This is a genomic window from Thiohalomonas denitrificans, assembly GCF_900102855.1.
GTDB classification, from domain to species: domain Bacteria; phylum Pseudomonadota; class Gammaproteobacteria; order Thiohalomonadales; family Thiohalomonadaceae; genus Thiohalomonas; species Thiohalomonas denitrificans.
Window position 1 is genome coordinate 55,728 of record NZ_FMWD01000010.1, and the last position, 26,475, is coordinate 82,202.

At 58.6% G+C, this 26,475-nt stretch carries 21 protein-coding genes and 1 pseudogene; 8 read left to right on the forward strand and 14 right to left on the reverse strand.

Features of this window, described 5'->3' with window-relative positions:
• Positions 1 to 142 precede the first annotated feature (142 nt).
• Positions 143 to 1,072, forward strand: a complete 930-nt coding sequence (gene sohB / locus BLP65_RS14270; RefSeq protein ID WP_092998563.1) for a protease SohB — start codon at positions 143 to 145, stop codon at positions 1,070 to 1,072.
• Between the two features lie 148 nt (positions 1,073 to 1,220).
• On the opposite strand, the gene BLP65_RS14275 is transcribed toward sohB, so the two are convergent.
• Entirely contained in the window at positions 1,221 to 1,973 is a 753-nt protein-coding gene (locus BLP65_RS14275) for a hypothetical protein (protein ID WP_139181522.1), read from the reverse strand.
• Between the two features lie 138 nt (positions 1,974 to 2,111).
• Positions 2,112 to 2,429, reverse strand: coding sequence for a hypothetical protein (locus BLP65_RS14280; protein ID WP_092998568.1), 318 nt, complete (start codon positions 2,427 to 2,429; stop codon positions 2,112 to 2,114).
• Positions 2,430 to 2,987: 558 nt separating this feature from the next.
• On the opposite strand from BLP65_RS14280, the gene BLP65_RS14290 reads away from it, so the two are divergent.
• Positions 2,988 to 3,830, forward strand: a complete 843-nt coding sequence (locus tag BLP65_RS14290; RefSeq protein WP_092998572.1) for an EF-hand domain-containing protein — start codon at positions 2,988 to 2,990, stop codon at positions 3,828 to 3,830.
• Between the two features lie 367 nt (positions 3,831 to 4,197).
• On the opposite strand, the gene BLP65_RS14295 is transcribed toward BLP65_RS14290, so the two are convergent.
• The 6 genes from BLP65_RS14295 to BLP65_RS14320 form a co-directional block, all read right to left on the reverse strand.
• Positions 4,198 to 7,143, reverse strand: a complete 2,946-nt coding sequence (locus tag BLP65_RS14295; RefSeq protein WP_092998574.1) for an EAL domain-containing protein — start codon at positions 7,141 to 7,143, stop codon at positions 4,198 to 4,200.
• 1,225 nt (positions 7,144 to 8,368) lie between these two features.
• The gene (locus tag BLP65_RS14300) at positions 8,369 to 9,796 is read right to left on the reverse strand and encodes a hypothetical protein (RefSeq protein ID WP_092998576.1); all 1,428 of its coding nucleotides are present in this window, start codon (positions 9,794 to 9,796) and stop codon (positions 8,369 to 8,371) included.
• 760 nt (positions 9,797 to 10,556) lie between these two features.
• A complete protein-coding gene (locus tag BLP65_RS14305) occupies positions 10,557 to 10,829 on the reverse strand; it encodes a hypothetical protein (protein ID WP_092998578.1) in 273 nt (90 codons plus the stop codon).
• A 76-nt stretch (positions 10,830 to 10,905) separates the two neighbouring features.
• Positions 10,906 to 12,870 (reverse strand): hypothetical protein, encoded by a 1,965-nt coding sequence (locus tag BLP65_RS14310; protein ID WP_092998580.1) that lies wholly within the window; start codon positions 12,868 to 12,870, stop codon positions 10,906 to 10,908.
• A 41-nt stretch (positions 12,871 to 12,911) separates the two neighbouring features.
• Positions 12,912 to 14,138: an ATP-grasp domain-containing protein gene (locus BLP65_RS14315; protein ID WP_092998582.1), complete on the reverse strand. Its 1,227-nt coding sequence runs from the start codon at positions 14,136 to 14,138 to the stop codon at positions 12,912 to 12,914.
• A 281-nt stretch (positions 14,139 to 14,419) separates the two neighbouring features.
• On the reverse strand, positions 14,420 to 14,713 hold the full coding sequence (locus BLP65_RS14320; RefSeq protein ID WP_092998584.1) for a hypothetical protein: 294 nt from the start codon (positions 14,711 to 14,713) through the stop codon (positions 14,420 to 14,422).
• Positions 14,714 to 14,884: 171 nt separating this feature from the next.
• Here BLP65_RS14320 and BLP65_RS14325 point away from each other — a divergent pair, with 171 nt between their 5' ends.
• The 5 genes from BLP65_RS14325 (at position 14,885) to BLP65_RS14345 (ending at position 20,086) form a co-directional block, all read left to right on the forward strand.
• Positions 14,885 to 15,625: an NAD-dependent epimerase/dehydratase family protein gene (locus BLP65_RS14325; protein WP_092998586.1), complete on the forward strand. Its 741-nt coding sequence runs from the start codon at positions 14,885 to 14,887 to the stop codon at positions 15,623 to 15,625.
• 47 nt (positions 15,626 to 15,672) lie between these two features.
• Positions 15,673 to 16,812 (forward strand): glycosyltransferase, encoded by a 1,140-nt coding sequence (locus BLP65_RS14330; protein WP_092998588.1) that lies wholly within the window; start codon positions 15,673 to 15,675, stop codon positions 16,810 to 16,812.
• The gene (locus BLP65_RS14335) at positions 16,813 to 17,910 is read left to right on the forward strand and encodes a glycosyltransferase (protein WP_092998590.1); all 1,098 of its coding nucleotides are present in this window, start codon (positions 16,813 to 16,815) and stop codon (positions 17,908 to 17,910) included.
• A gap of 472 nt (positions 17,911 to 18,382) precedes the next feature.
• Complete coding sequence (locus BLP65_RS14340; RefSeq protein WP_092998592.1) at positions 18,383 to 19,072, forward strand: tellurite resistance TerB family protein; 690 nt, start codon at positions 18,383 to 18,385, stop codon at positions 19,070 to 19,072.
• Between the two features lie 108 nt (positions 19,073 to 19,180).
• The gene (locus tag BLP65_RS14345) at positions 19,181 to 20,086 is read left to right on the forward strand and encodes a hypothetical protein (protein WP_092998594.1); all 906 of its coding nucleotides are present in this window, start codon (positions 19,181 to 19,183) and stop codon (positions 20,084 to 20,086) included.
• Positions 20,087 to 20,552: 466 nt separating this feature from the next.
• On the opposite strand, the gene BLP65_RS14350 is transcribed toward BLP65_RS14345, so the two are convergent.
• The 6 genes from BLP65_RS14350 to BLP65_RS14375 all read right to left on the reverse strand — a co-directional run bounded on the left by BLP65_RS14350 (position 20,553) and on the right by BLP65_RS14375 (position 25,802).
• Positions 20,553 to 21,374, reverse strand: a complete 822-nt coding sequence (locus BLP65_RS14350) for a CsgG/HfaB family protein (protein WP_092998596.1) — start codon at positions 21,372 to 21,374, stop codon at positions 20,553 to 20,555.
• Between the two features lie 789 nt (positions 21,375 to 22,163).
• Positions 22,164 to 22,559 (reverse strand): hypothetical protein, encoded by a 396-nt coding sequence (locus BLP65_RS14360; RefSeq protein ID WP_092998616.1) that lies wholly within the window; start codon positions 22,557 to 22,559, stop codon positions 22,164 to 22,166.
• Positions 22,560 to 22,904: 345 nt separating this feature from the next.
• Entirely contained in the window at positions 22,905 to 23,048 is a 144-nt protein-coding gene (locus tag BLP65_RS17010) for a hypothetical protein (protein WP_175452597.1), read from the reverse strand.
• Between the two features lie 203 nt (positions 23,049 to 23,251).
• The gene (locus tag BLP65_RS14365; RefSeq protein WP_092998600.1) at positions 23,252 to 23,941 is read right to left on the reverse strand and encodes a transposase; all 690 of its coding nucleotides are present in this window, start codon (positions 23,939 to 23,941) and stop codon (positions 23,252 to 23,254) included.
• 5 nt (positions 23,942 to 23,946) lie between these two features.
• Positions 23,947 to 24,615 carry a YecA/YgfB family protein gene (locus tag BLP65_RS14370; RefSeq protein ID WP_092998618.1) on the reverse strand — a complete coding sequence of 223 codons (669 nt, stop codon included), beginning with the start codon at positions 24,613 to 24,615 and terminating at the stop codon, positions 23,947 to 23,949.
• A gap of 191 nt (positions 24,616 to 24,806) precedes the next feature.
• Positions 24,807 to 25,802, reverse strand: a complete 996-nt coding sequence (locus BLP65_RS14375) for a hypothetical protein (protein ID WP_092998602.1) — start codon at positions 25,800 to 25,802, stop codon at positions 24,807 to 24,809.
• 421 nt (positions 25,803 to 26,223) lie between these two features.
• Between BLP65_RS14375 and BLP65_RS17100 the strand changes: the two are divergent.
• A pseudogene (locus BLP65_RS17100) lies at positions 26,224 to 26,475 on the forward strand (hypothetical protein); the annotation flags it as partial.

Below are 26,475 nucleotides of genomic sequence, written 5' to 3' on the forward strand. Positions count from 1 at the left end.
CGGTGCCGGCATTCGGCCCGCCTTGCCTCCAGTATACCTGAGACCATTACCCGCAAATGACTCACACTTGTCACCAACCGTCCTGATTCTTCACCCGGTTGGCGGCTAGAGTTTACGACAGGAGTGAACAAGGAGCGGGCAATTGGCTTACCTGGGAGAATATCTGCTCTTTGTAGCAGAAACGATCACTATAGTTGCGGCCGTGTTCGCCCTTGTGGTGCTGACTGCTCGGGCGTTGCGGCAATCCCGAGAAGATGGGGCGAGGCTGCAGATACGGCATCTGAACCCCCGATACCGCCAACTCGCAACCCGAATCGAGGCCGCCAGTCTTCCAAAAAGAGAACTGAAACGGCTGCTGCCCCACCGTGGACGTCAGGAGAGAAAGGCACGACGGGTTTTCGTGATCCGCTTCACTGGGGATCTACGAGCCAGCGCCGTCAGGAGCCTACGCGAAGAGGTGACCGCCATCCTCTCCACCCGGCAGGAGGGGGATAGCGTAGTGGTCTGCCTGGAAAGCCTTGGCGGTGTCGTCGCCTCCTACGGGCTCGCGGCCTCCCAGCTGACCCGCCTGCGGGACAACGGTCTGCCGCTCACGGTTTGTGTGGACCGGGTGGCCGCCTCCGGCGGTTACATGATGGCCGCCGTGGCCGATCACCCTGTCGCCGCGCCGTTCGCCATCGTCGGCTCGATTGGGGTGGTGGCGCAGCTACCCAATTTCCATCGCCTGCTAAAGCAGCACAACATAGACTTCGAGCAGTTCCAGGCCGGCGCCTACAAACGCACCGTCACACTCTTCGGCGAAACCAGTGACGAAGACCGCCGCAAGCTCCAGAGCCAAGTGGATGAGACTTTCGAACTCTTCCAGTCGTTCCTGATCCGATACCGTCCCAGGCTGGACCTCCAGCGAGTCGCCACCGGAGAATACTGGTACGGCAGCCGTGCCGAAGAGCTGGGGCTAATCGACGAGATCGGGACCAGCGACGATCACCTGTTAGCGCTCAGCCGGGAGGCCGAGCTGTACGAATTGAATTACCGCTTGCCGCCTCAGCGACGTCGCTGGCTATTCCGGTAGCGAAGCGAGAGGAAAGAATCGGGGAATAGAAGAAGAACGCTACCGAGTAGCACCGACGGTGACAATCCACCTGCGAGCTATATATCTATATCGGAGATTCTGATGGAACTCAACCACCGCTCTAACGAACCGAATAACTGTACGCAGCCTATTTCCGATGCGCAATCTCATATTCTTTACATGTAGCCAGGATTTTGTCGACTCCGCAATCTATTTTGTTAATAAAGGCAACTCCGTCCCACGAGCCACTCTTAATTTTCATTTCCATACGTTCATCAGCTATTTCAATCTCCCAATCCCCCAAACCGTCTCCAAACAGTTGATTCAACTCCTTCCCTCTCTCTCTCCACACACCATCATAACCATCTGAAATATTCTTTCCCGAGCATACCCTTACATTCTCGCCCGCATGACACTTGGAACCAAACTTAATAGCACTCATCTTCTTCATGTATCTGGGATTATATGCTCCAACACGTATACTCACCTCCTCGTCACAAACAATTTCCTTATGTGTACCCCGCGGGTGCGGCCAGTAATCTAAAAACGGCCTGTCAAATTCGATTTCTATATCCACCCCTAATACCTGTCCCGCACCTTTTTTGCCAGAGATGCGAAACGAGCCACCCCGCTTCCTTATTGCCCTGCTGACATCAGAGTTTAGGCAGAGGGCGGAACGCCAAAAGAAAGCAACAAGAACAAACAGAGTTAAGATCGATATCGTATCTAGAATATCCGGCGCATCAGATAACGTAACAGACGAAGAACTCTCCACAAAAGCATTTTGCATCCATGCCAGTAGTACCAGAACACTTCCTATTGCTAATACGTAGAGTAAAAACCAAGCTACCGCTAACAATGGGGCCGGAACGGCCAACCTACAACCGAACATAGCCTTCACAATTCACAACTCGGTCTCCAGCCGCAGCGCTTAAGCCCCAATCTCTGTAGGCCAAAAAATGATTTCGAAGAAATAAATTCATAGCCATATAGTTACTAATTATCCAGTGTTTTTATCGTTGAGGTAAGTACTGCGACGCTAAGAGCAACCCACACCGCCCGGTTCAATGGAACGCGGGAAGCCGAACAGGTAGTTTGCACGCGGGACGTAGCCGTAGGTCCCTACCGAGGTCGCCGGTTGCGTGTGGTTGCCTTGTGCGAGCCCCATCATGTGGGCAAGGGCGCTGTACTCGGCAAAATATCCGAGGGTACCGGCATGGAACATGTCGCCCAGGATCTCTTCGCGGGTGAGGCCGGCAATGATCGCCTGGTCCTGGCTTTCAAGCGTGGTTTTGGTGCTCTCCAGTCTGGCCTGCACATCGGTAAGGGCCTTCGGCGAGACGCTGCCGCCGGCCACGGCGATGGAGAGATAGGAGCCGGCGACGATGGGAGAGCGGTAGCTCTTGGTCCCGAAACAGGGTCGGTCACCTCGAAGGCGAAATCCAGGTCTTCGCCCAAACTCATGGCGTTGCCGGTCAGCTTGAGCTCACCGTCCACCCTGATCTCCGGCACCACTTCGATGAGATAGCTGGGGATGGATTGGGGGAGTTGGCTGATATCGGTGATCTCCCCCTCTGGCATCAGGCTGGCCAGGGCCTCTTCATCGGCCGCGGTGGCCGGGCGGAAGCTCAAGGTGACCTTGTGGTTATTGACCGCAGCCCAGGGGAAGTTAACGCGGTTCATCAGATAGCCGAACAGGTCGGTACCCTGCCGATAGCGCCTGTGAGACCGGCTGGGTATTTACACTATATCTCCTGCATGAACCAACTGATAAGCCCGCATATCCTCTTCGACGCCATTTTATCACCTGGAAACCCATCAGGGGAGCCGCTATTAATTGGGGAACACTCTTCCCGTGTAGACCGCGGATGCAGAGAAACCCGGAAGGGAAAGACGGACTGACAAGGAGGTCAGCATGAAAACAAGCGCGATAATCACACTCGTGGCGGCTCTGGGTATTTCGATGGGCCTGATCGCTCAAGAGGAAAACGAAACGCAAAGGGAAGCCGCCCAGGGCGTAACCCCCGATGATACCCAGCAACTCATCAACGATTGGCCGGATGTCTCGAAAGAGGCAGCCAATACCATGACCGAGAAATACGGCCAGCCGGATGAGGCGACGCCGACAATGCTCGTCTGGCACAACAACGGGCCGTGGCTAAGGACCATCGTCTACAAGGAAGAAATCGACCACGACTTCCCGGTACCTCATAAAGACGTGCTTGAGCAGTTCGTCAGCTATGAGGTTCCACCTGACAAGTTTGACGACCTGGCGGAGTACGACGGCAGCGTGATCGCCGAACGTACCAAGGGCGAGCTCTCTGCGCGCTGCGACAAGGAGGCGGCGAATTATCTTGCGATCAATCTCGCCGACGATGTGGTCAAGGGCGAAAGGAGCGTCGAGGAGGCACGCGAATTCTACGCAGAAACCATAAAGGAGTTGATGCAGGGAGAAAAACCGGAATACACCACTGCACTGCTTTTCGATCCGCCTCCCGTCCGCCAAGCGCGCGACAGTGATGAGCGTGCAATCTCCGTCGCAGAGCTCGAACAGCTTCGCCAGGGAGAAATGGAAGGTGCCGAAATCGCCACCTTCTCAGAGTTGGACAAGGACGACAGTGGTGACATTAGCCGCCAAGAGGCAGAGGACAACCAGCGCCTGAGCGACGCCTGGGAGCAATTCGACCTCGATGACAACGACCGGCTCGACCCTGCTGAGTTCAGCGCTTTTGAGGCAGAGACAAAAGATCAGCAGTAGCCGATTATCGAAGCGGTCTGCGCCAACACGGCGCAGGCCGTTACGAATCCGTTGTCCATCCTACCTCCGACTGGGCCTCAGTCGATCGCGACCTTTGGAGCTCAACAGATTCATCTCGTTCTGATTCCACAGCTTTCACACCGAAACAGATGTCTCCACGGCGACTGAACCGATCATGGATAATCAAGACCACAGAGAGAACATAGGTGTGGTGTTACCCAAGGCATGGCGCTCTCCTGGTCGGGGTTTGCGGACCCATTTTGGCCGTTAGTAGACGGGGCAAACGAGAAGCAGCGAGCAGAAACAGACGAACAATCGGAAAGGCCTGCTGCTGTTGGTTCGATAACGGCCGAACTCGGATTCAGGTTCAGCGTGCAGCCGGATGACTTCTAAACGGGTGTGGCTGGCAACTTGTCCTCTCGAGCCATTCAGCCGTCTGCTCCGAAGGAATCGGCCGCGAAAAGTAAAAGCCCTGGACATATTCGCAGCCAAAACGGCGGAGGAGTTGCAACTGCTCAATCTCCTCCACCCCTTCTGCGATCACGGTCATGCGCAGGTGCCGTGCGATGGCAAGGACGGCCTCGACGATGCCCCGGTGTTCGTCACCCTGAAGCAGGTTGCTGGTGAATCGGCGATCGATCTTCAAGGCGTCGAATGGGAACTCATGCAGATAGCTCAATGAAGAGTAACCGGTTCCAAAGTCATCGATGTAGAGGCGGACGCCGAGCTTGCGAAGAGCCTCCAATGTTTTCCGCACGTGGTGCGAACCTTCCATGAGGACGCTTTCCGTAATCTCCAGGGCCAGACAGTTCCCCGGCAACCCGGCTCTACGGAGCGCCCCTTCCACCTGCTCCAGCAGATCCATCTGTGCGAATTGTACGGCTGAGAGGTTGACGCTGACGTAGGGTTTAGAGCGGTGGGGCGATCGCTTACGCCACTGTGCCGCCTGGCGACATGCCTGCTCAAGAACGTGCCGGCCAATGTCGTGAATCAGCCCGGTCTCTTCGGCCACAGGGATAAATTCCGCAGGCGACACCAGCCCGCGTTCGGGATGGCGCCAGCGTATCAGCGCCTCGAACCCCTGGAGTCTCTCATCCTGGGTCGCCAGAATGGGCTGGAAATAGACTTCGAATTCACTCCGTTCAGCGGCTCGGCGCAATTCGCTTTCGAGAGTGAGTCTCGCCAGGGCCCGCCCATGCATGGTCTCGTCGAAAATAGCTGTCTGACCCGAACCGAACTGTTTGGCTTGATACATGGCTGTATCGGCCTCTCGCAGCAGGTCTGAGACGTCCCGATGCTCCTCATGAGCCAGGGCGACGCCGATACTAGCTGTTGTAAACACCTCATGGCCTCTAACCAAAAAAGGCTTGGCCAGGGCCTGGTGTATCCGGTTAGCAATAGCGAAAGCACCCTCCGCGCTCCCGAGCGCCTCGAGCAACACTGTGAATTCATCGCCCCCCAGCCGTGAGACGGTATCGCCGGGCCGAACGCATTCGGAAAGGCGTTCTGCCACCGACCTGAGGACCTCATCGCCTGCGGTGTGACCGAGACTGTCATTGATATTCTTGAAGCGTTCCAGGTCGAAATAGAGTACTGCGAATGGTTTGCCTCTAGAATGGCGTCCGATGGCTTGGGCCAGCCGGTCCATGAACAGCGCCCGGTTGGGCAATTGCGTCAAGTCGTCGTAGAACGCTGCCCGACGTAGCTGCTCTTCGGTGCTGTAGCGCTGAATGATCCCGCCCAGAGTGTGTGCGATAGCCTTCAGAAAGCGCTCCTCTTCCGGACTTCGGGTGTGGCCGTGGTCGACGTAGAGCGTCAGGACACCCAAGAGCGAGTCGCCGGACAGTATCGGAAGGCAGTAGTGCCCATGGGGTTGCATGCCGGGGAAGAAGTTGTCGTGCCGGTGGTCAATGCAATCGGCAAACACGACTTTACGAGCCTCTGCGGTACGACCACAGAGGCAATGCCCGAAAGCAATCCGGCCGCAGCCGGAGGTTACCGACTCCAAGAGGCCTCGATGCGATACCAGTTCCAGTTCGTCATCTTTGGAGGCCAGGAATATGCCCCCTTTCGATTGTAGAGACAGCCAGGGCGTAGACAGGATGATGTCGAGGCTTCGGTCGAGCTTGCGGGGGAAGTCGAGCGGTTCCATAGACAGTTCGAGCAAACGTGCGATGATCTGCTGCGAGGTGTAATCCCGCTCGATCTTTTCCGCAGCCGCCTTTCGTGCAGTGATATCGCGAATGAAGGCCGCGTGGGAGCCGATTTCCGAGTCGAGGGGAGAGATGGAGAGCTCCACCGGGAACCGCCGGCCTTCGCGGTGGGTAGCCGTGGCCTCGACATGTTTTTTCGAAAAACCTTCCGGTAAAAGGCGGTGGGTGTCGGGATGCCCCTCCCGTCCGAGAATGCTATCCAGCTCTTGGCCGATAATGTCCTCCTCCTTCCAGCCAAACAGCGTCTCGGCTCCGGGGTTCCAGCCGGTGATGCGACGTTCCTGATCGAATGTGACGATGGCATCGAGTGAACCCTGGACGATTGCCTTGATTCGATCGTCCTGCGCCTCCAACTCTTTGTAAGCCACATCGCGCTCGCGTATCCGTACCCCCAGCTGGCGACCTCCATACTGGATCCCGGCGAGACCGAACAGCCAAAGCAGGCCATAGCCGATTCCCAGGGTGGCGTGTTCGGCTTCTGCGAAGGCCTGGTCAAATGGCACAGAGAGGCTTACGCCCCCAATTAAATCCCCGGGCTTGACGCCCTGTTCTGCATGGCATTTCAGACAGGAGGGTTCGGCCCACCGGGCCTTCATGACTCGGAGTATCGGGCCCGAGTCGGTCTGAAGTGTCTTGGAAACCTCGTCTGCTCGGCTCTTTGCGAGTTCGAGAAGTGCCTTCTTTTCCCAAGGGTCGGGGCGGTTAGCCCGGTTGAGGGGAGCTAGGCTCGTCAGGCGCCCGTGGACTTCCCGTGGGTCGCCGGTCTTATAGTACTTCTTCAGCAAGGTTGCTGGGTTGACCAGGGTCAGAATGCGGCCATCCGGCGTAGTGATATCCCGGTCGGAGAGCTTTGCCAGGTAAGGGTCGGGCCGGGTCTCTTTATCCACCTCGATGTAAATGCCGCCCTGGGCAATAGCCCAATGGGAGAGCGTTTCGCCTTTAGCAAAGGCCGTCTGGATCTCGCGGTAGGCCTGATCGTGGACATGTCCGTTGATTTGACGCAGGTTCCACGCGAAAAGCAGCCAGACGGCGACGCTCCACGCGATGAACAGGGTCATGGTCCAATGCCGTAACTGCAATCGCCGGTATACGGACGTCATTACCCCCCCTCACTCCTGTTTTCCCGGGTGTTACAGCTCTGAACTGGGCTGCTTTATTGTTATTCGGAAGGAGCTAAGCCCTAACTGTATCTTTTTTTCGCGATCGTCCCCAACTTTCAGTATGGACTGCAAATTTAAAAAAAAATGTTACAAATTATTGCAGGTAGTATGATTCCATAAAAAACGAATTGGGGTTGGAGTTCTGAGGAATCCTCACGATTGTAATGGTAACTAACTGACTGGAAAAGAAAAGAGGGGTGGATATGCACCTCCTGACGTGATCTTCTTGCGGTTGCGAAGCCCAAGAAGACCTGGAAAAAGGAGCCGAAGATGCATGCCACCGTTGTCCTTGATACGTGCCTCACCGGCCGGTGTCAAACGATGCATGCCGCTCGTTATGCTGTCCGAAAGGTCGCCGTTGGATCAGCTTTGGCCCAGCGGTATGTGACTGCGACAGCTCTCGGCCGCGGTATTACCGGGGAAGTGAGAGAGAAGCATTGCATCAAACGAACGGATCGTTTGGCTGGCAATGAACACCTGCGGCAGCAAGCGCCGGTTGTGTACCAGGAGATGGCTCAATGGATTCTGAGCGGGACTGCCCGTCCCGTCTCGCTTTGCTCCCTTCGCTTGGCAGTAGTACCACCCGTGGATTGCTGTTCGCTCCGTCAGGCGGCAATCACATCCTGACGGCCGGGACTGATTTTTGTCTGGCTGGCCCTGTGCCAGTGTCCGGGTGGAGACCTCAGGCCCTCCCAAGTTCCTGTGCAACCCTCTTGCCTGTTTGCGCATGTTCCCGCGACTCGGCAGACTTGCCCGTGGCTAACCGATACGCCACATCAACGCGGCCCCCGCCTGGGTTAAAGCAAAGGCGTCTGCGATGTAAATTGCGAAGTTCAATAGCACTGCTTTCAGGTTCGCTATCTACGCTTCGCCGTGTGGGTTGCCCCAACCCGACGCAAGACTCGCTTATGGCTGCTGGTTAGGCTCTGCCATGCGGGATTCGCACCCGCTGGGTTGCTAAAGAAGGTTTCCGCTCATGAAGGCATATCGTCGGCTTCCTCCTTCTACTGCTTGCTTGGCGCAAACCCCGTTTACCCAGGATAGGACACGATGCCAAGGAGAAACACTGCATCAAGAACCAATGGGCACTCACCCCTTTATTCAGAAGTAAAACGGCACCGGAAAGCCCGGGTGGCCTGAACCACTCGGGCTTTTCCACAGTTTCCTACAGAGCAGGGTCTACCGCCTCCTCCGGTAGGTTGATGTCGAAGGCGCCGTTCGTAACATCAAGGCTGTTGTCGTTTTCATCAACAACAGTGCCGCTGAAGGTGCCCGCCACTTTGTCAGCATCGATGGTGGTAAGGGTTAACGCACAGCTACCATCACCATCTTCAGAGGGCGCGGAATAACCGTTACTGCTGGTATCAGGATTGAAGCTGAGGATTACCTGTTGGTATTCGGGATCACAACTATTGTGAGTGCCCGCATTCAGGCGCATGGTCAGCCCCCAGGCAAGGCCGGAGTCATTGAAATCATCCGCCATGGCCATCACAAATATCAGCTCACCCGGCTCATACTTTACAATCCGCAGGTCGGTGAATTCGTGAGTAGTGCCGTTAACATCACCCCGTATAGTGTTTTCGCCTGCCTCAGTACTGATACTTGGCACCGCACTCATGGTCGGGAATGTCGCCACCGCATCCTGTAGCTCCCCGGTACCGTACTCTTTGGCGAGTTGCGTCATCGCCGTATCCATCAGGCTTGCGAAATACGCGAAGTCTTTGTAAAAGTTGCCTCCATCATTGCCGAAAGTTCCGTCTTCGAGATCGCGATGAAGGGTTTCGAGAATGGCCAGGGCCGGATAGGTCTGGGTATCGCCCAGTTGTGCCAGTGCGGCCAGTTTCAGGGCATAGTAGCCCGCCTGGTCATTCTTCAGGCTGCCTGTCGTCGTGTCACTATTGAACAGTGCCGGCCACGCGAGAATATCATCCAGCTCCGGCGCCAGCGCCTCGCCCAGTGCCCGATTGCTGCGGGTGATGATGCTGCCGTCATCGATCGGAAAGGTCAGCCTATCCAAGGCTACTGCCGTTGCCAGCGTGGTCAGCGGCGTGAGAGCGACGGTTTCCTTTGGTGAGTCGCTGAACGCGAACATCACTACTTGTGCAGAGCCGTCATCACGGTCAGACGAAAAGTGGGAGTCAGGGAAGAAGTTGGCGTCAGGGAAGAAGTTGGCGTCGGGAAACCATTCGGAGCCCGGAAACCAATCGGCGCCAGGAAAATGTTCGGTGCCATGGGCCTCGTCGAAATAGCTACTGCGACTGTCGACTACTAACGCATAGAGCACCGGGCCGCCATAGCCGCCCATTTCCAGCGCCTCAACAGTGCGCCCCTGCTCATCAGTAGTTGCTGCATCGATTACCAGACTCTTCTGGTCACTCAGGCTTTCTCCCCTTTCAAGCTCGTCTGCCCTAAACGCCACTACTGCGGCATTTTCCACCGGTCCCAGGCTGGTGCCGGCTTTCGTGGTATTGGTACCGTCGACGTCCGTAGTACTGGTATTGTCGTCGCCATCACTTCCCCCGCCTCCACAGGCACCGAGCAAGCCAGTCAGGGACGCCAACAACACCGCACTAAGCCAGGATGTTCTCAACATAATCTGCTCCTTGTTATATTTTATTGATCCGCACCCCGATTCAGGCCTCATCGCGCATCTCGAGGTTGAACACTCGTGAGTCATACTAGGGCAATAAGTCACTTTGTCTCGAACGCAGTGCACTTTCCCTGATCAAAGGATGACGTCAATTGTGCTGGAGAAATTGTATAAATCGGTCATTCCGGAAAAAGCGTGCTACACGTCCGGTGTGATGACAGGGGCTTACCGGCCACGCAGGTTCATGTAGGTTTTGAGGAAGGCATGGCCGGAGTGGAGGAAGTCCAGTGGATTGGTACCTATCTTCCGTTGGAAATCGCGGACAAAGTGAGCCTGGTCGCCGGCGTGCTGAGCCAGAGCCGTAGGCTCCCCGGCCCTGCCCCGTCCAATAGCAAACAACCCGCGTTTGATTTGCACAGATTGGCGAAGTGCTTGGGGCCTGTACCCACGGCTTTCAGAAAATGGCGGTATAACTGTCGGGGTCCCAGGCCGCAATTCCTCGCCACGTCACCAACACTGATGCAGCCGTGGGCACGCTCAATATCATTCACCGGGTTATCCACCACCGGCGTGGGTTCGGCTTCTGAATACCCTTTCCAGAAGAAAATCCTGCAAGAGGGTCAACCACAGAGTGTTATCGGTTGCCTTTACCAGCCGTTGCTCCACTTCAGCGGCTGCTGGGATTATTTCACGCAATGGAGTGCGGTCCGTGAGCGCACTGCAATCCCAGAGAAAAAGAAAGTGAAAACCGGTGGGAGAAAACTCAATCCCTATGAACCCCACCCGACCTGGCATCCTGGACACGAGCATATAATGACGACCTGGCCCCGACAAACAGCCTTGGGGACATCTCCGGATCGGCATCGCCAAACTGCAGGGTCATTTCGTCACCGTAGACAAACGTCAGGTATATCGCGCCGGTTGGCGGCAGGGCCATGCAAAAATCGATATCCGACTCACTTCGGGTGTGCAGGCGGCGGTTCACATAGGGTTGTAACGCTTCCGTCGTGGGTGGTTCTTCATGGTATAACTGCATGGTTAGTGCGCTATGTCCTTTACCGTTCCGCCAGATTATGGCGGATTCTGATCTGACGCCAAATGTTCATGCAGGACTAACCTTGAACGCGCTCCGCCGCCCAGCTGGCGCACGCCATCTGCTCCACGGTGTCCAGTTCTTCATCGGGCACAGGCAGCTCGCCTTCGGTCACGACCGTATCGTCGTGAAAGATATAGAGCCGCGATGCGAACTCGTCAAACGGCAGTGACGCCTCGCCATAGCGCTCGCCGTAGCCCTGGGTCGAGACCACCACCCCGTTGCCCCAGTCCTGTCCGCTGTCGTTGTTGGGGTTATAGAAGTAGACCCGCATCACCTCCTCCTGGTCGAGGGCGACACGGATGATACTGACGGCATGCCACCCGACGAAACGGGCGCTGCTGTCGGTGACGGCGATGCCGGCCGGCTGCGGGTGAATCACCGGCTGATTACCGTTGTAGTACGGGTGATAACCGGCATAGAAGCAGTGAACGAAATGGCGGTAGTTCGAAAGCATCCCACTGCCCACGTCCACGGCGATGAGAAACTCGCGCCCCACCCACCAGCCGTGGAACTCCGGGTTGATCCAGCGATGGGGGTCCTCGTCGCGGCCGGCACAGAGCCGCCCCATCTCGGCGTAGACACGGTCGAGATGCGGCACCAGGACGATGGAAACCGGGTCGGTATCGAGGGGAACCGACCGGGACAGCCCGGCCAGCAGGGCCGACGACTGAATCGGCTGTCCCTCGAAGTGCATCAGGATGTTATCGCCGTGGGCTGCCTGGGCGACCAGGTACAGCAGGTAGTCCGGATCGTTATAGGACCACATGGAGATGGCGCGGGCCGCCTGGCAGGTAGGGTTATTGCCCTGCCCGACGCCGAGCGGCTGTCCGAGCAGCGAGATCACCCCGGCAAGCAGGTGAACACGGGGCTCGAGGGTGTCACCCAGCGCCGCCCTGAGGCTCGCCTCTGCATTCGGGGAAAGCCGTAGGCCGATCTGCCGCCACAGGGCGGGGGCAATCGGCGACGCATAGAAAATGCCACGTTCGAGCAGCATCCCCAGGCCGTAAACCGCCTGCGCAGTCTGCGGGTGGATCGCGTCGATAATCAGACGATGGACCAGCTGCTGATAGCTGCGCAGGGCGTCCAGGCCGGTGGAGCTGAGCCCGAGGGCGTCGGCAATCAGCTGTGCGTGATCGTTCTCCACCAGCCAGTGCAGATAGACGGCGTGATAGTCGGAGACCAGCCCGGTATCGTGCATGGCGCGGGCGAAGCCGTACGCCTCCTGCTGCAGGGCCTGAAAGTCCATCGCTTCCAGGCGTTCGCGGAATACCGCTACGCCGGGATCATCGAGGCAGCCCTGGGTCGGCCCGAACAGCGCACTGACCAACCGATCGGCACCGAGACGCGCCTCGCCAATATCGGCGCCACCCTGGTTCAGCACCAGGGCGATCTGCGTCACCATCGCCTTGACGTTGCCGACCTGGATCGGACGCTGGGCGAGGATCCGCCAGATCTCCTCGATCAGGCTCCCGAGGATATCTTCGAAGCCGATATGCTCGAGGAGAAAGCGAAACAGCTCGTCGACGGCGCCGGCCAGCGGCCCGAGGCGGACCCGTTGCGCCTCGTCGGCGGCGCCGAAAACACGGTTCAGGTTGAGCGCCAGCACCTGGGTGAGGAAGTGGCGCGCCTGCTCCGGCGAAACGGGCGGCTCGATCACCTCTCCCTTGAAGACCGCCAGCAGCCGCAGTTCACTGAGGCACTCGAGGACAACGGTCCCCTTCTCGCCCTGCTCCAGGGTGCGGCGGACCAACGAAGGCACGAGCGCCGTCGGCTCGACCCAGTCGGTGCCGGAAAACAGGCCGGCGGCGTCGAACCGGGGCGCCAAACGATAGAGGCGCTCCAACCCACCGGGCTGAACCAGAAGACGCTCCGCCAGTTCGAGCACCGCACCTTGGTGCCGCATCTTGGCGAAGGGCCTCGACTCCTCCAACCGCTCGAAGGCGTAGAGCAGCTTTTCCTCAAGCAGGGCGCCTCGTTCCATAGGGGCCGGCAGCTCCTTGTCTGTGTCTATCGTTCGGTTGCTCAAATATAGAAGTCCAGCTCTTCCTGCGCCTTCAGTAGGTCGCGCATTTTATAGGGGTCGTCCCCGAAAAAGTAGACCAGGCCCCAGTGGGTGCCGAAAGCGCTGCGCTTGGGCACCTTGTTCTGCATCGGTGACTGCAGCTCGTGAAACTCGAAATAGGGATGGTTCGCCGTCTCCTCGGGAATGCGCAGCTCATTGATCACGCGGCGGCGCGGGTAGACGCCGAAACAGCCAGCGTGACCCTTGGCGTCGACCACCTCGCGTGGGAAGAACGCCTCGATCTCCTCGTCGGTGGTCTTGGGATCGAACATCATCACCATCGCCTGGTAGGCGTTGAAGCCATAGGCCCGCTCGATCAGTTCAAAGGCGTTGAACCCGGGCGGCCGATAGGCCACCTCGCCGAAGTACATGCGGCCGTCGCTGGTAACGAAGTATTCCGGGTGTATAAAGCCGAAATCGATGTCGAAGGACTCGATCAGCTTCTCGATCTCCTGCTCCACCTGCGGACGCCACTTCTCCAGGTCCGGCGTCGCTGGCACGAACACCGAGTAGCCGAGGCTCACGTATTCGGAGATGTTGAGAAAATGAATCTTGCGGTCTTTGATGAAGGCCTCGACGGCAAACTCCCAGCCGTCCAGGTGGCTCTCCATCAACGCCGGAAATTCCTCTTCGGGGATGTTGTCGACGTCGTCCGGCGTCCGAATTACGCGGTGACCGAGGCACCCCGCTTTATCGAACGCCTTTAGGTGAATGGGGTCGTTGGGGTCACCGTCCAGTTTGAGCAGTGCCTGGTTGACCCGCTTGAGAAAGTGGATCACATCGCCCTTGTCATGCGCCTCCTCGAAAATACCGACACGGATGCCGCCGAGTTGGGCGCGGCGTTTCATCAGTGCCTTGTCACGAAACAACAGCGCCTGGCCCATCAGGCGCGGGTTTTTCAGCAGCACCGAGTTGATCGCACCCGCCCACTCGACGGTCTCCTCGTAGAGAGGGATGGCCACATCGACCCCCTCCTCCTTGAGGATCTCGGCGATCTCGAACGAGCGCTCGTTGAGCCGTTCGAAGTTCCAGGCGATAAACGGTATGTCGTTTTCCTTCGCATACTCCTCGGCCCATTCCGGCGCGACGATCACGTAGCGCCGGTCGAAGCGGTCGATCGCGTCGATGGCATTCAGGCTCCAGCCGAGAATGGCGACATAGCCCTTATTGGGATTCTTCTCGCTCATGGTTCCTCCTTCCGATAGACGGCTCTAAGGAACGGCGCAATAATAAACTCGCCGAAAAGTCAGCCCCCGCCAAACAGCCCTCGCCCGGACCGGTGCAAACGAACGGTATTGCCGATTGACCGGCGCCGCCGCAGGCAGGGGGGCGCGGCCGATACGGGAGGTATTGATAACACGGTAAGCTATCTTAGATTAGGTGTCGAACGGTTGGACACGCCCGTCATCCGGCGATCACACACGCACCCACAGGCCGAGAAAGATGCTCGACAAAAGGGTACGTGATTTCACGGTATTCGCCTGATATCAGCGCTGAAGGTCTTTAGCCTGTGCCGCTTTGCCGTGCAGCCAAGCAACGAACAGTGCCAGAGCTTGATAAGCAGCAGTACCGCATGACGCTCAGCCGAGAGTCCTTCTCGCAGCAGACGAGCGTTACCGATGAGGCGGTCCATGCGCTTGATGCCGTAGCGCTCGTCGACTGTACTGGCTATTCCGCGGCCCAAGCGGGTCACCGTCGCACACTGCGAAGTCAGCGCCAAATCGATCGCCACCTTCACCGCAGCGAATCGGGCAGCATGCATGGTTTGACACGGACAGCTCCGCGCACTGCCAGGGGGTTGGCGCGTGGAGTTCCGGGTCGATAGATGCCGGTGGTCGGAGCTGCCTCAGTGCAACCCATGGGGGATTCCACTACACTTTTTGCCGGTGCGTACCCGTTGGATAAAGCGTTTGTGCTCATACAGGAGAGGAGCATGCGAGTGCTGGTCGTAGGTGGCACCGGTTATATCGGTTCCCACATGGTGAAGCTGCTGGCGGCCGAGGGGATGCGGGTCACCGTGTTCGACAATCTCTCCTCCGGGCACCGGGAGGCGGTGGGGGACGCGGAGCTCGTTGAGGGTGACCGCGCTGATCGGACGTCCCTGACCACGCTTTTTCGGCAGCGGCGGTTCTCGGCCGTGATGCACTTTGCTTCATCGATTCAGGTAGGCGAGTCGATACCGGAGCCCGCCGAGTACTACCGAAACAGCGTCTCGAATATCCTGAACGTACTCGACGCAATGGTGGCAGCCGGTGTCCGGCACTGCATCTTTTCATCCAGTGCCGCCATCTTCGGCGAGCCCGAACGGGTGCCGATCACGGAAGAGCATCCCAAGGCGCCGACCAACCCCTATGGGCGGACCAAGTGGTTCGTCGAGCAGATCCTTGAGGACTACGAGCGGGCCTATGGTCTGCAATCGATCTGCCTGCGCTACTTCAACGCCGCCGGTGCCGACCGGGGAGGTGCGCTGGATGAACGGCATGACCCCGAGACCCATTTGATTCCGCTCGTCCTGCGGGCCGCTGCCGGTCGCCGTCCGTCGGTGTCTCCTGCGCGCCTGGTCGCCGACTCCACCCGCATTCAGGCGGCGCTCGGCTGGAAACCGCGATACCCGCATCTCAAATCGATTGTCCGGCATGCGTGGCAGAGGGAGTCACGGCAAGCGGGGGACTGAGACCCTGCGTCGGCCTACGTTTTTCAATTTTTTCATCGGGAGGCTACATGCCTGGGAAGGTGCTGCACCTGCGTTGTTCCGGCGGTTTCCTCGGCGCCGAGAGCGTGGTGATGGAGCTTGCGTGCCATTCGCCCGAATTCGGTTACGAGCCGATCATCTGTGTTCCCTACGACGTGGGCGATCCGGTCCCGGATCTTGTCTCGGTCAGTAAGGAGGCCGGTATCAGGACAATACCACTGCCGTGTCGTTCGCGGCTCGACCTCTCGGTTCTGAAGCAGCTTGCCCACCTGGTGCGCGACGACGGTGTCGATATCGTCCATGCCCACGGTTATCGTGAAGACATCCATGCCGCCTTGGCCATCGTCGGCACCCCGCTGGTGGCGACCAACCACCTGTGGAAGCGGAGCAACCGGACACTGCGTCTTTACGCCTGGCTGGATCGCCAGGCGTTGCGCCGCTTCGACCGGATAGTCGCCGTTTCCCGACCGATTCTGGAGGAGATGAACACCCTCGGCCTGCCCGCGCACAAGCTGGTGCATATCGCCAACGGGGTGGATGCCGATCGTTTCGCGGCACCGACGCCGGAGCGGGAAGCGTCGCGAACCCGGCTCGGTCTTGGGCCGGAGTCGCAGATCATCGGCATGGTGAGCAGCCTCACGGCGGAGAAGGGGCATCGCTTTGCCCTGGAGGCGCTTGCCCGTTTGCGGGAACGCTTTGCGCGAACGCGACTGGTGGTGGTTGGCGACGGTCCGGAGTTGCCTGCGCTGCAGGCGCTGGCCGAGGATCTCGGTATTGCGGATCGAGTCCACTTTGCGGGGCGGCGCGACGATATCCCGGCCCTGCTTCCCGCCCTGGATCTGTTCCTTTTGCCCTCGCTGACCGAAGGATTGCCGATGGCGATGCTGGAGGCGATGGCCGCCGGGATTCCGGTGATTGCCAGCCGCGTCGGGGACGTCGGCTCGGTGATTGAGGAGGGACGCTCCGGGATCACCGTTCCTCCCGGCGACGTGGCGGCGCTGTCCGCCGCGATGGAGGCGCTGCTCGCCAGTCCACAAACCCTGCGGAATACCGGCAACGCCGGTCGAGCGCGGGTGCGGGAGGGCTTCTCATCGGCGGCGATGGCCCAGAGCTATTGTGAACTCTACGACGGCTGCCTGCGGGAGGGTCGGCGGGTGGAGGAGGCGTGAGTGCGTGTAGCCCAGTTCATCGACACCTTCAGCAACGGCGGCGCCGAAAAACTGGCACTGGAGTTCTGCACGGCCATCGCTGAACGGGGGCACGAGCCGCTGCTGCTGCATTTCGGCAACCATCATCTGGAGTCCCGTTGCCGTGAACACAGCATTCCGCATCAAGTTATCGGCGATCATCCCCTGTACAAATCGATGCGTACGCTGCCACGGTTCACTTGGCGGTTCGCCCGGTTTCTGCACCGCCAGCGGGTGGACGTGATCCACTCGCACCTGGTCGGCGCGACAGTGGCGGCGGCACCGGCGGCCCGGTTGACCGGGATCCGGCATATTGGGACGCTGCACGATACCTATACCCTCGTCGAGCACCCCCGCTACGCACGCCTGCTGCAACTGGCCGCTCTTGGCGGAACTCGTCTGGTGGCGGTCTCGCGCCAGGTCGAGGCGGCGTTACGGCAGCGCGTTCGAATCGGCCGGAGGCTAGTCACGATCCGCAACGGCACGCGGCTGTCGGTTGCCGCTGACAGTGATCGGGTGCGCCGCGAACTGGGTGTGGATCCGGGGGAGGTCGTGATCACCTGTGTCGCCCGGCTGGTCCCCCTGAAGGCCCACGGCCTGCTGCTGAGGGCCTTCTCCGAATTGCGCCCGCTTCCACGGACACGCCTGTTGCTCGCGGGCGAAGGGCCGCTGCGGGCGGAGTTGCAGGCGTGGGCGGTCGCGCTCGGTGTGGTGGATCGGGTCCACTTTCTCGGCAATCGCGGCGATATTCCGGACCTGCTCGCCGCCAGCGACCTGTTCGTGCTTGCGTCCGAAACGGAGGGGCTTTCATGCAGTCTGCTGGAGGCGATGGCGGCGGGGTTGCCGGTGGTTGCCACGGCGGTGGGGGGAAATCCGGATTTGGTAGAAGAGGGGGTCAGCGGGAGGTTGGTGCCGGTCGGCGACGGGGCCAAGCTGGCGGATGCCCTGAAACAGCTTGTCGATCATCCCGACCTGCGGGCTGCCTACGGGGACCGTGCGGCCCGCAAGGCGATTGACGAATTCTCGTTTGATGCCATGGTGGGGCGCTATTTCACTCTGTATGGAATTCCGGCCTCCTGAGAGGAGGTTCAGCCGGGCAGCAGGCGGGGGGTATGAAACCGTGTATCCCTGGGCAAAATCGACGTCAGTGTCCATCGCTTTATGCCCTCCGACAGGGTCATCCCTAAGATTGGACCTGTGGACAAAGAAAGCCAGAGCGGAGAGCGCCGTTCTTTTCTATCCCGGCCATCCATAGCCATCAATCTACAACGAAGTCAGGGCTATTGATCCCCCCTACCCTGGTCCTCCGAGGTGACCCGGATACACTTTCTGATCCAAACTTTGCCGAGATCGTAATCCGCTTCCGTCGTCCTCTCCCTTTCACCATGCGATCCCTGGCGGCCGCAACCCCAAGGTAATTGAAGTCCAAGGGGTCCGAATAACGTATTCCCCATTTACTTCACTTGACCCCATTTACTCAACCCGTAAATTCGGGTTCCGGCTCCACCTAATTGCGCTACGGTCTCCGTAGATCGGCTAGGGAGGAACGGTAATGGATACCAAGGGACTGCTCGATCAACTGCTCAAATCGGGCTCCGATCTATTACAAGGCACCAAGGGCGAAAGGAGCGACACTTCCTCTTCGAGTGGTTCGACTCTCGACAATCTCATGGCCGGCATGGGAGGTGGTGCGCTCGGCGCCGGGGCCATCGGGCTGCTACTCGGCAACAAGAAGGTACGCAAGCTTGGCGGTAAAGCGATCACCTACGGCGGCTTGGGCGCACTGGGTGTGGTGGCGTACAAGGCATACCAGACCTGGCAGCAGGGGCAGGCCGCCTCCGCCCAACCTGAACCGAGGACCGTGGACCGGGTTCCGGAGCCCGAGGCCGAGCGGCACAGCGGCGCCGTATTGCGCGCACTGATCGCGGCGGCCAAGGCGGACGGCCACATCGACGAGCGCGAACGCCAACTCATCGACGGCGAAATCGCCAAGTTGACCCATGATCCGGAACTCCGGCGCTGGTTCGATCAGGAACTGCACAAATCGCTGGACCCGGCCGACGTGGCCCGCGCCGCGGAGACACCGGAGATGGGGGCGGAGATGTATCTGGCCAGCCTGCTCATGGTGGACGAGCAAAACTTCATGGAGCGTGCCTACCTGGACGAACTGGCGCGACAAATGGATTTGCCGCCGGACCTGAAAGTGGAACTGGAACGGCAGGCGGCGATACAGACCGGCTGAACGGCTGCTCGGTGCGCCGTCGGCACCCACGTATTGGGTCATTGGGGTCAACCCCGGCTGGCTGTGCCACACTGAATTTAACGACCCCCAGCCAGGAGACTCACCGCGATGACTGCCAAACGCGCCCTCGCCTTCGTCGCCGCCCTGACCCTCGCCCCCGCCATTGCAGCTCGGGCGCAGAGCGCTGAGCCGGATCCCCAGGCGCTAATCGAAGAGTTGAATGCCTTGATCGAGCGCGGCGAGGAACAACGCAGCGCCGATCGCCCGTTCCTGCGCGATTTGCGGGAACTGGTGGCACGCTTCGATCGCCCATGGCAGGTGCAGCTGTTCGCCGATGACTTCGACGACGGCGACTACACCCGCTCGCCTTCATGGACGGTGACGGCGGGGGAGTTCTGGGTCGAGGCGGGCACCCTGAAGAGCCGAGTGGAGGTGGCACCGGCCCCGAGCGAGCCACAACGCAATGGCAGTGAAGGCGATACAGCCTCGCGCGTCTTCGGTGAGATCCTCGAGGAGGCACTGAACGGGGGCCGCGAAGAGGCGCAGCAGCAGCCCGGCGCCGCCGTAGGCACCCCACGGGCGGTGATCACCGCGCCCGTGACGATCACCAATGCCTTCGCATTGAGCACGCAGCTGAGCGCCCAGGCGCCGGGCGGCACAGCCCAACGCCTGCAGCTGGGGCCCTACCAGGCGGATGCGGAGCTGGGCTATCGCCTCAGCTATCTGGCCGCAGAAGGCGGCGGCGATGCCTCATTGGAAATGCTGCGGATCTATTCGCGGGGTACCTCCGTGATCGACTCTGCCGACTCAGTGCCGAATCTGGCCGACGGGCGCACCCATACCCTGGAGTGGAGCCGGGACCGCAACGGCGAAATGGTCGTGCGCCTGGACGGCCAGGAAATTATGCGCACCGTGGACCGCGGCTTTCGCGATCCGTTCGACGGCCTGGTGCTGATCAACGAGGGCGGTGAGTTCGGGTTACATTCGGTGTCGGTGCGGGGAGTGGAGCAATAAGAGCCCGCTGCACAGAGGTAATTGGGGTCGGAGTCACTCTGACCCCAATTATCAAAGCAGGCAGCCACGAAATCTGTCAACGGTCGAGTGGAATCGCATCACTTGGACAGGATAGGGTACCAACGGTTTTCTGGGGCGCTGCTAACGGCGCCAGGGGCTGGGTGCCGAGCTTCACTGCGAAGCGGGCCCCGATGCCTTGATCCTGATGGATGACTGGCGCGGATCAGTCTTTCTGACCGCGACTCTAAACGACGAGAACCCGGGTGCGTGTTCGACAGCTCCAAGGCTTATCGGGCTGCTTTGAAAGGAGCAATCGGGCTTCGGGAGACGGTAGTGCCAGTTGATCAAGCGGCTAATGGGTGACCACCATTTATTCTGTCAGTTCCCGGCATATTGCCCCGTCAAGTGGACTTCACCCATTGGGTTCCGTGTCGATTAGCATTACGACCGTGGCACATAGCCAGGATCAATTTTCCTGGAAGTATCGTTTCGGCGTACTCTTTGCGACGTACTTGGTCGATTCGTAGATACACTCACGAATGACCTTTTCCATCGGCGTATTGGAATAGGACGACAGGGCGCCCCCGCCAAAGGCGCCACCACCGATGGCGCCCAGGGCGGCACCGAGATTCATGTCTTTTGCCTCGGCGTCGATATTGGTAGCCGCGACCACTTCGCCGGTGTTCGCATCAATCAGGCGGATATCCATCGCCATGGCGGATTTATTCATCGCCCCGGAGAGACCGCCGAACACGGCACCGGCCTTGCCCAACAGGCCGCCACCCCCACTGGCGGAACCGCCGCTGGTATTCGGCTCCCAGCCGGTGACCGCGGCGATGATCAGGATGTCCGCGCCAGCGATGTTGCCCTGCTGCGCGGCAGTCGCCGCATCGACCTGGCCTGAGGCCGCCAGTTTTTGCTCGGACTGAACTTCTTTCAGCTGGCTGCGCTCCAGCACCCTAAAGCGCTGGCTCTGGACCAGTGCAGTGGTGAGCATGTCCTCCAGACCGGTCATCACGCCGTGTTCCTGCTCGCTGATGGTGATGCCCTCGCCTGTCCCCGGCAGACCGGAGATTGACACCGACCGGCCACCCTGACCGACCTTCCACTTGAAGTCGGCGACCGCCAAGCGGGGACGGGGGCCGTTATAGGGACCGAGCTCATCCTGCAGTGTCGTATCGGCTTCTGCCGAAACACCAGACTGGGAGCTCGTCAAACCGCTTACGGCTCCGCAACCGCTCAGAACGAGAGCAGCTGTCATCGACATCAGTGTGATCAGAAGTTTCATTACGCAGGTCCTCCGTTATTATGCTTTGCAAGGGGCAACATTTTAATTTTTCAGGCACATGGCCCGGGGCGGACTTTGATCAACGCACTTCCCCAACCAACAAGTACCGGGCCATAGGCGAAAATAGCCTGAGCAGGAATGTGCCGTATTGTAAAAATTGGACAAACGTAAGAATTCCCTCAAATGGGCTGAACGAAGGGCAAGTAACGGCGAAATATCAGGCAGTCAAAACGCTGTGTCAGCCCTGCGCGACCCCATCCGGGCAAAGTGGTTTGTTAAAAAGGCGCTGGATTGTACAAAAACTCGACGAGCCGATCTGTTGCGAACAAGCATCGAAATCGCGAATAACGTGCGCCTGGTCATAGTCATCACACTGCAGGAAGAGCTGATTCCGGCCTTCGTAATCTTCAGCATAGATCTGGGCTACGACGCGATTGATCTGCACAATCTTTGCAAAATGGTTGGGGGGGAAACCCTGACTCTCTTCGGGAATTCTCGGGATAACTATTTGGGGTGCCGGAGACACCTAATCGGGGTCAGAGCACTGTAAAGCGGGCCCGATGCCTTGATCATGATGGGTAACTGGCGCGGATCAGTCTTTCTGACCGCGACCCTAAATAAACGAGAAACCAGGACGAGTGTTCGGCAGCTCCAAGGCCAATCGGGATGCTTTTAAAGGAGCAATTCTGGGCTTCGAGATACGGTATTGCCAGTTGATCGGAGGCGGCTAATGGGTGACCCCATTTATTCTTCCCTAGGCGGGTGATTCTTCCGCTCCGCTCGCACGATCTAACCTTGTTCGTTAAGCGTCTGTCTTCTTGCCCGCACTTTCATGAGGGCGACAAAAAGTGCGAATGCGGCGCAGCTACCAGTTGCTGTTATTAGCGCCGTGCTTGTTGGCGGAAAGACGAGGACAAACCCTTTGCCTTTGATGAGAGACGAAAAGCTCGATACACAGAAGGGCATCAGGAACAATCGCGCGGTCTGCCACGGTTCGTTCGCGCGACTTACTGAACCGCCGACGCTAAGGAGAAGGGCGACCCCCATAACTGCGGATACCCCAAGAGCATTAAGCCAGATCGCAGGCGAAGGATCGAAGTAATGTACAACAACGACGACGTACCAGATGAGGTAGCACCAAAGAACGACCTTGCCTTTCGGTAGAAGGGCCAGATAGCGAGACATGCCGCCGATTACTCGCATGGGACGCCTAATCTCGCCCTAAGCCGCGCGAAAAGAGCGCCAGCTTGATGGCCCCGGTAGGCATCAACTAGAGGACTCCGTGGGATACGTCGAAAAGAACTCCGGCCTTTCATTGAGATGTCGCTGGTATTCGAGATTCTTCAACGGCGTGGATTCGAATACCATACCATCGACGACAAAGGGACGACAAAGAAATGGACTTGTAGGGTCATAGTTGGTCAGGGTAACTTATTCCCCCATTTATTTTACTCTGTCCCTGAGGGATCCCGTCCCCTATTCAGGTACACGGGGGACACCTTGAGGTGTCCCTCATTTTCGGCCTGATCGTTAGTCGTCGATGTCGTCCCAGGTCCAGGGAATGTAAGTCTTATCCTCGGACGAACTTTCAGCAGCGCTCTCATCGTCATCGGACGCGAAGCCTACGTTCAGCAAGCCGACGAACAGTGCGAAGGCGAAAAAAATCTTGTGCATGACCACTCCTCAATTTTCCGTCGTTGAGCCCCTGGTCTTGTAGCAATGCATATGCCATCCCTCGCAACTACTTGCGTTCCTTGGATTTTGCTAACTAGCAGTACCTTTCAAAAGGCACAAAAACCTGCCCTTTTTGGCGGCCAAAAGTTTCGCTTTTGCCAAAACCGGCAGCAATAGCAAGGAATAACTGGGGTCAGAGTAACTTATTCCGCCTTTTTAGGCCTGCCGCGTTTCCCGGGCGTCACCCGGCATCCGGTCAACTGCTCGATCTGCCGGGCAAACCGCTCGTGACCCAAGGCCAGTCCCTTGTTGACGCTTTGCCTGATTTCATCCAGCAGGGGTCCCTCCACATGGGCCGAAAACAAGGCCCGGTAGTTTTCCAGCCGTTCCGCCTTGTCCTTCCCGAGAGCCAGGTACAGTGCGTGCGGCGTATGCAGCTTGCTTTCTTTTCCGAATGCATTGCAGGGATAACTGGACCACGTGTACTCATCCGGCTGCGCCACCATCTCGGCCCGCACGGGATTGAGCTCAATGTAGCGGTACAGATGAAGCAAATAGGATTCGCTTTCGACCAGGCACGATTTATAGCGCCCCTCCCACAGAGTCCCGGTACGCTGATAGGTGTAATTGAAATACCTCACGTACATCCGGCCGATGGCCTGCATCATTCGCGACACGGCTTCGGGAGCACGAGGTGTACACAGCAGGTGTACATGGTTGCTCATCAACACCCAGGCATGCACTTCGACCTTGAATTTACCGGCGTACTCTTTCAGCCAGTGCAGATAGGCCCGCATGTCCTCTTCCGAGGCAAAACAGACCTGACGGTTGTTGCCCCGCTGAATCACATGCTGCGGAACGCCTACTGGCGCAGCCCTGGGTCTTCTCGCCATGCCCTCTACCCACCGCAACACTTTTTGAATTTCTTCCTACTGCCACACGGGCAGAGATCGTTGCGCCCCGTCCTGGCCGTGCGTCGACGCAACGGCATCCCGGGGCCGGATTGTCGCGCAAGCCCCGAGTCATGAATCTCCTGCACGCATTGCGGTAGCGCCGTTCTCATTCCCTGTTGCATCTGCTCGTCCTGCATCAATGTGCGCACCTCCTCGTTCTCCTCCGAAGGGCTCGCAACGGAAGCTACCGCAACAAGGGGCATCATCAGTTCCTGCCGTTGCTGCACAACCGGGTCCCACACATCCGGCTCCAGCGCAAGAGCTCGCATAAACCCGCGAGCCCACCGGGCAACCGAGGAAAACGGCGCATCTTTGGCGTAAATCGGGTGATAGGTCTCCTCTTCCGCTTCGAGCAGAACGGAAATCAACGCCACCAAGCGAATAACAAGATCGGCGAACTCCTTCTGCTCTTCGCCGCTATAGTCCGGCTCGGAGCCGCCCCATATCTCGACCAACCAACTCTCCAGCGGCACGGGCAAACCCGCGCACACCATTCCGGTTACGAAGCCATCGAGCTCATCGAGCATCATCGCCGCATCGGGAGCCCGGTCGGAAATCAAAAACTGCTCCAGCCGATCAGTGCCCTCCCGGTCGATTGCGAAACCGTTGTCCATCCGCCCTCCGAATGCGTTACTGGCTTGCAGTCCCTTCAGTTTAACAAACTTATCTTACTCTGACCCCATTTATTGAAAGATTAGCAGTAGCCGATTATCGAACCGGTCCGCCGGTCCTGAACCGAGCGGCATCGTAAAAAAGAAGAGCCGGGAGCCGGCTCTTCTTTTGGTTTGGAGGGAGTGAGGAGGGATTACAGCGGGTAGAACCGGAGCTTGATGTTGTAGGCGCCGTTGTTTTCCAGGGTGGAGAGCAACCCAACAAAGTCCGCGATGTTGAACACCCACTCGTTTTCATAAACGCGGCAGGTGGCCGCCACCGAGGTGTAGAGTTCGCCGCTTGCATCGGCGACCGGGCATTGCAGGGTCCCGTCGGCACCGACCACACCAACGTCGCTCGCAAGGTCGCAACGATCATAGGCACCGTCGCCATCGCTATCGATGCAGCAGGTCTCCAGCGTGGTGCACACATTGCTGCCTGCGTCATCCAGGCAGTACGCATCGGTATCGGCCTGGACGTAGCAGACTTCACCGCTCCATTCGAATAGACCGCTGATATCGGTGGCTTTCTTAACGCCTTTCCCTTTTCCATCATCGGATGTGCGGGTCAGGGTTTCGCCATCAGACGAGAACGTAGAGACCCCGTCTTTATCGACCATTCCCAGCATCACCAGATCATTGCCCGACTCGTCTTCCACATAGGAGAGCTCGGACGACATGCTGGCAGAAGTGCTCCCATCCTCAGAGGGTTTTCCGGTGACCCGTGCATAGACGGCGTAACCGTTGCTGTTCGCAGGGAGACGCAGCGATGCGCCGTCGCCCTGGTCGTTCGTTGCGTTCGGGAAGCTCTCCGTGCACCAGTCGGTGACCTGGAGCTCCGCAGTATCGGTCGCGCCCTTGGGGCCTTTCGAACCCGATTCCATCAAGATAGAAATGGGGTCGGAGCCTTGTTCCCTCGGAATATAGATCACGTTGCCGTAAACCTGCTCGCCAAGTTCGTCGTAACTTGCCTCAGGGCAGGTGAAGTCGGCGTTCTTGGCCAGAATATTGAGGTTGAAGTGAGGCCCGCTCGGGTAACCGTTGCCGAACGGAACTCCCGATGAATCCACGGGCTTGGCGGCATAGGCACTGAAACTGAGAGCGGCCGCTGCCAGCGCTGCTAGTGCCGCGGTTTTGTAGATTTTTTTCATTGTAAAGCCCTTTTCGACAGGTACGGCTGCATTGTGCGGAATGCACGGGACCTAACAGGGAAATAGATCACAATGATGCGGATTTGGCTTAGGGAAGTCGCTGTTCTGCACGCAGGCTCTCGTCAAAAGCGCCGAATCCATCACACGCCAAATGAGGGTACGTTGGGTTTTGTCACCCATTAGCCGCCTCCTTAATCCGGTGGTATTCGTCGAGTTCCCAAACAAGACGAAACACCGAAAAAAGGAGACGGCAATGCCACTTTATTGCGGAATAAAGAATAATGGGGTCAGAGTCTGAGGAATCCCCACGAATCCGTGGGCTAAGTACCTGAAATCTAGGGAAAAGAGGTGGACATGCATCTCCTGACGTGATCTTCTTGTGGTTGCGAAGCCCAAGAAATCATCCGAAAAGGAGCAGAAGATGCACGCCACCGACATCCTTGATACGTGTCTCCCCGAGCTGTGTCAAACCATGCACGCGAGCCGCTACGTTGCCGTCAAAGCAGCCGTCTCATCCACATTAGCCGAGCGGTGTGTAAGCGTTACCGGTCTGGGGCGCGGTGTCGGGAGTAGCACCCTGGAGAAGTACAATATCAAGCGAATGGACCGGCTTATCGGCAATCCACGCCTACTCGGGGAAGCCGTTTTGGTTTACGGGGAAATGACAAGCTGG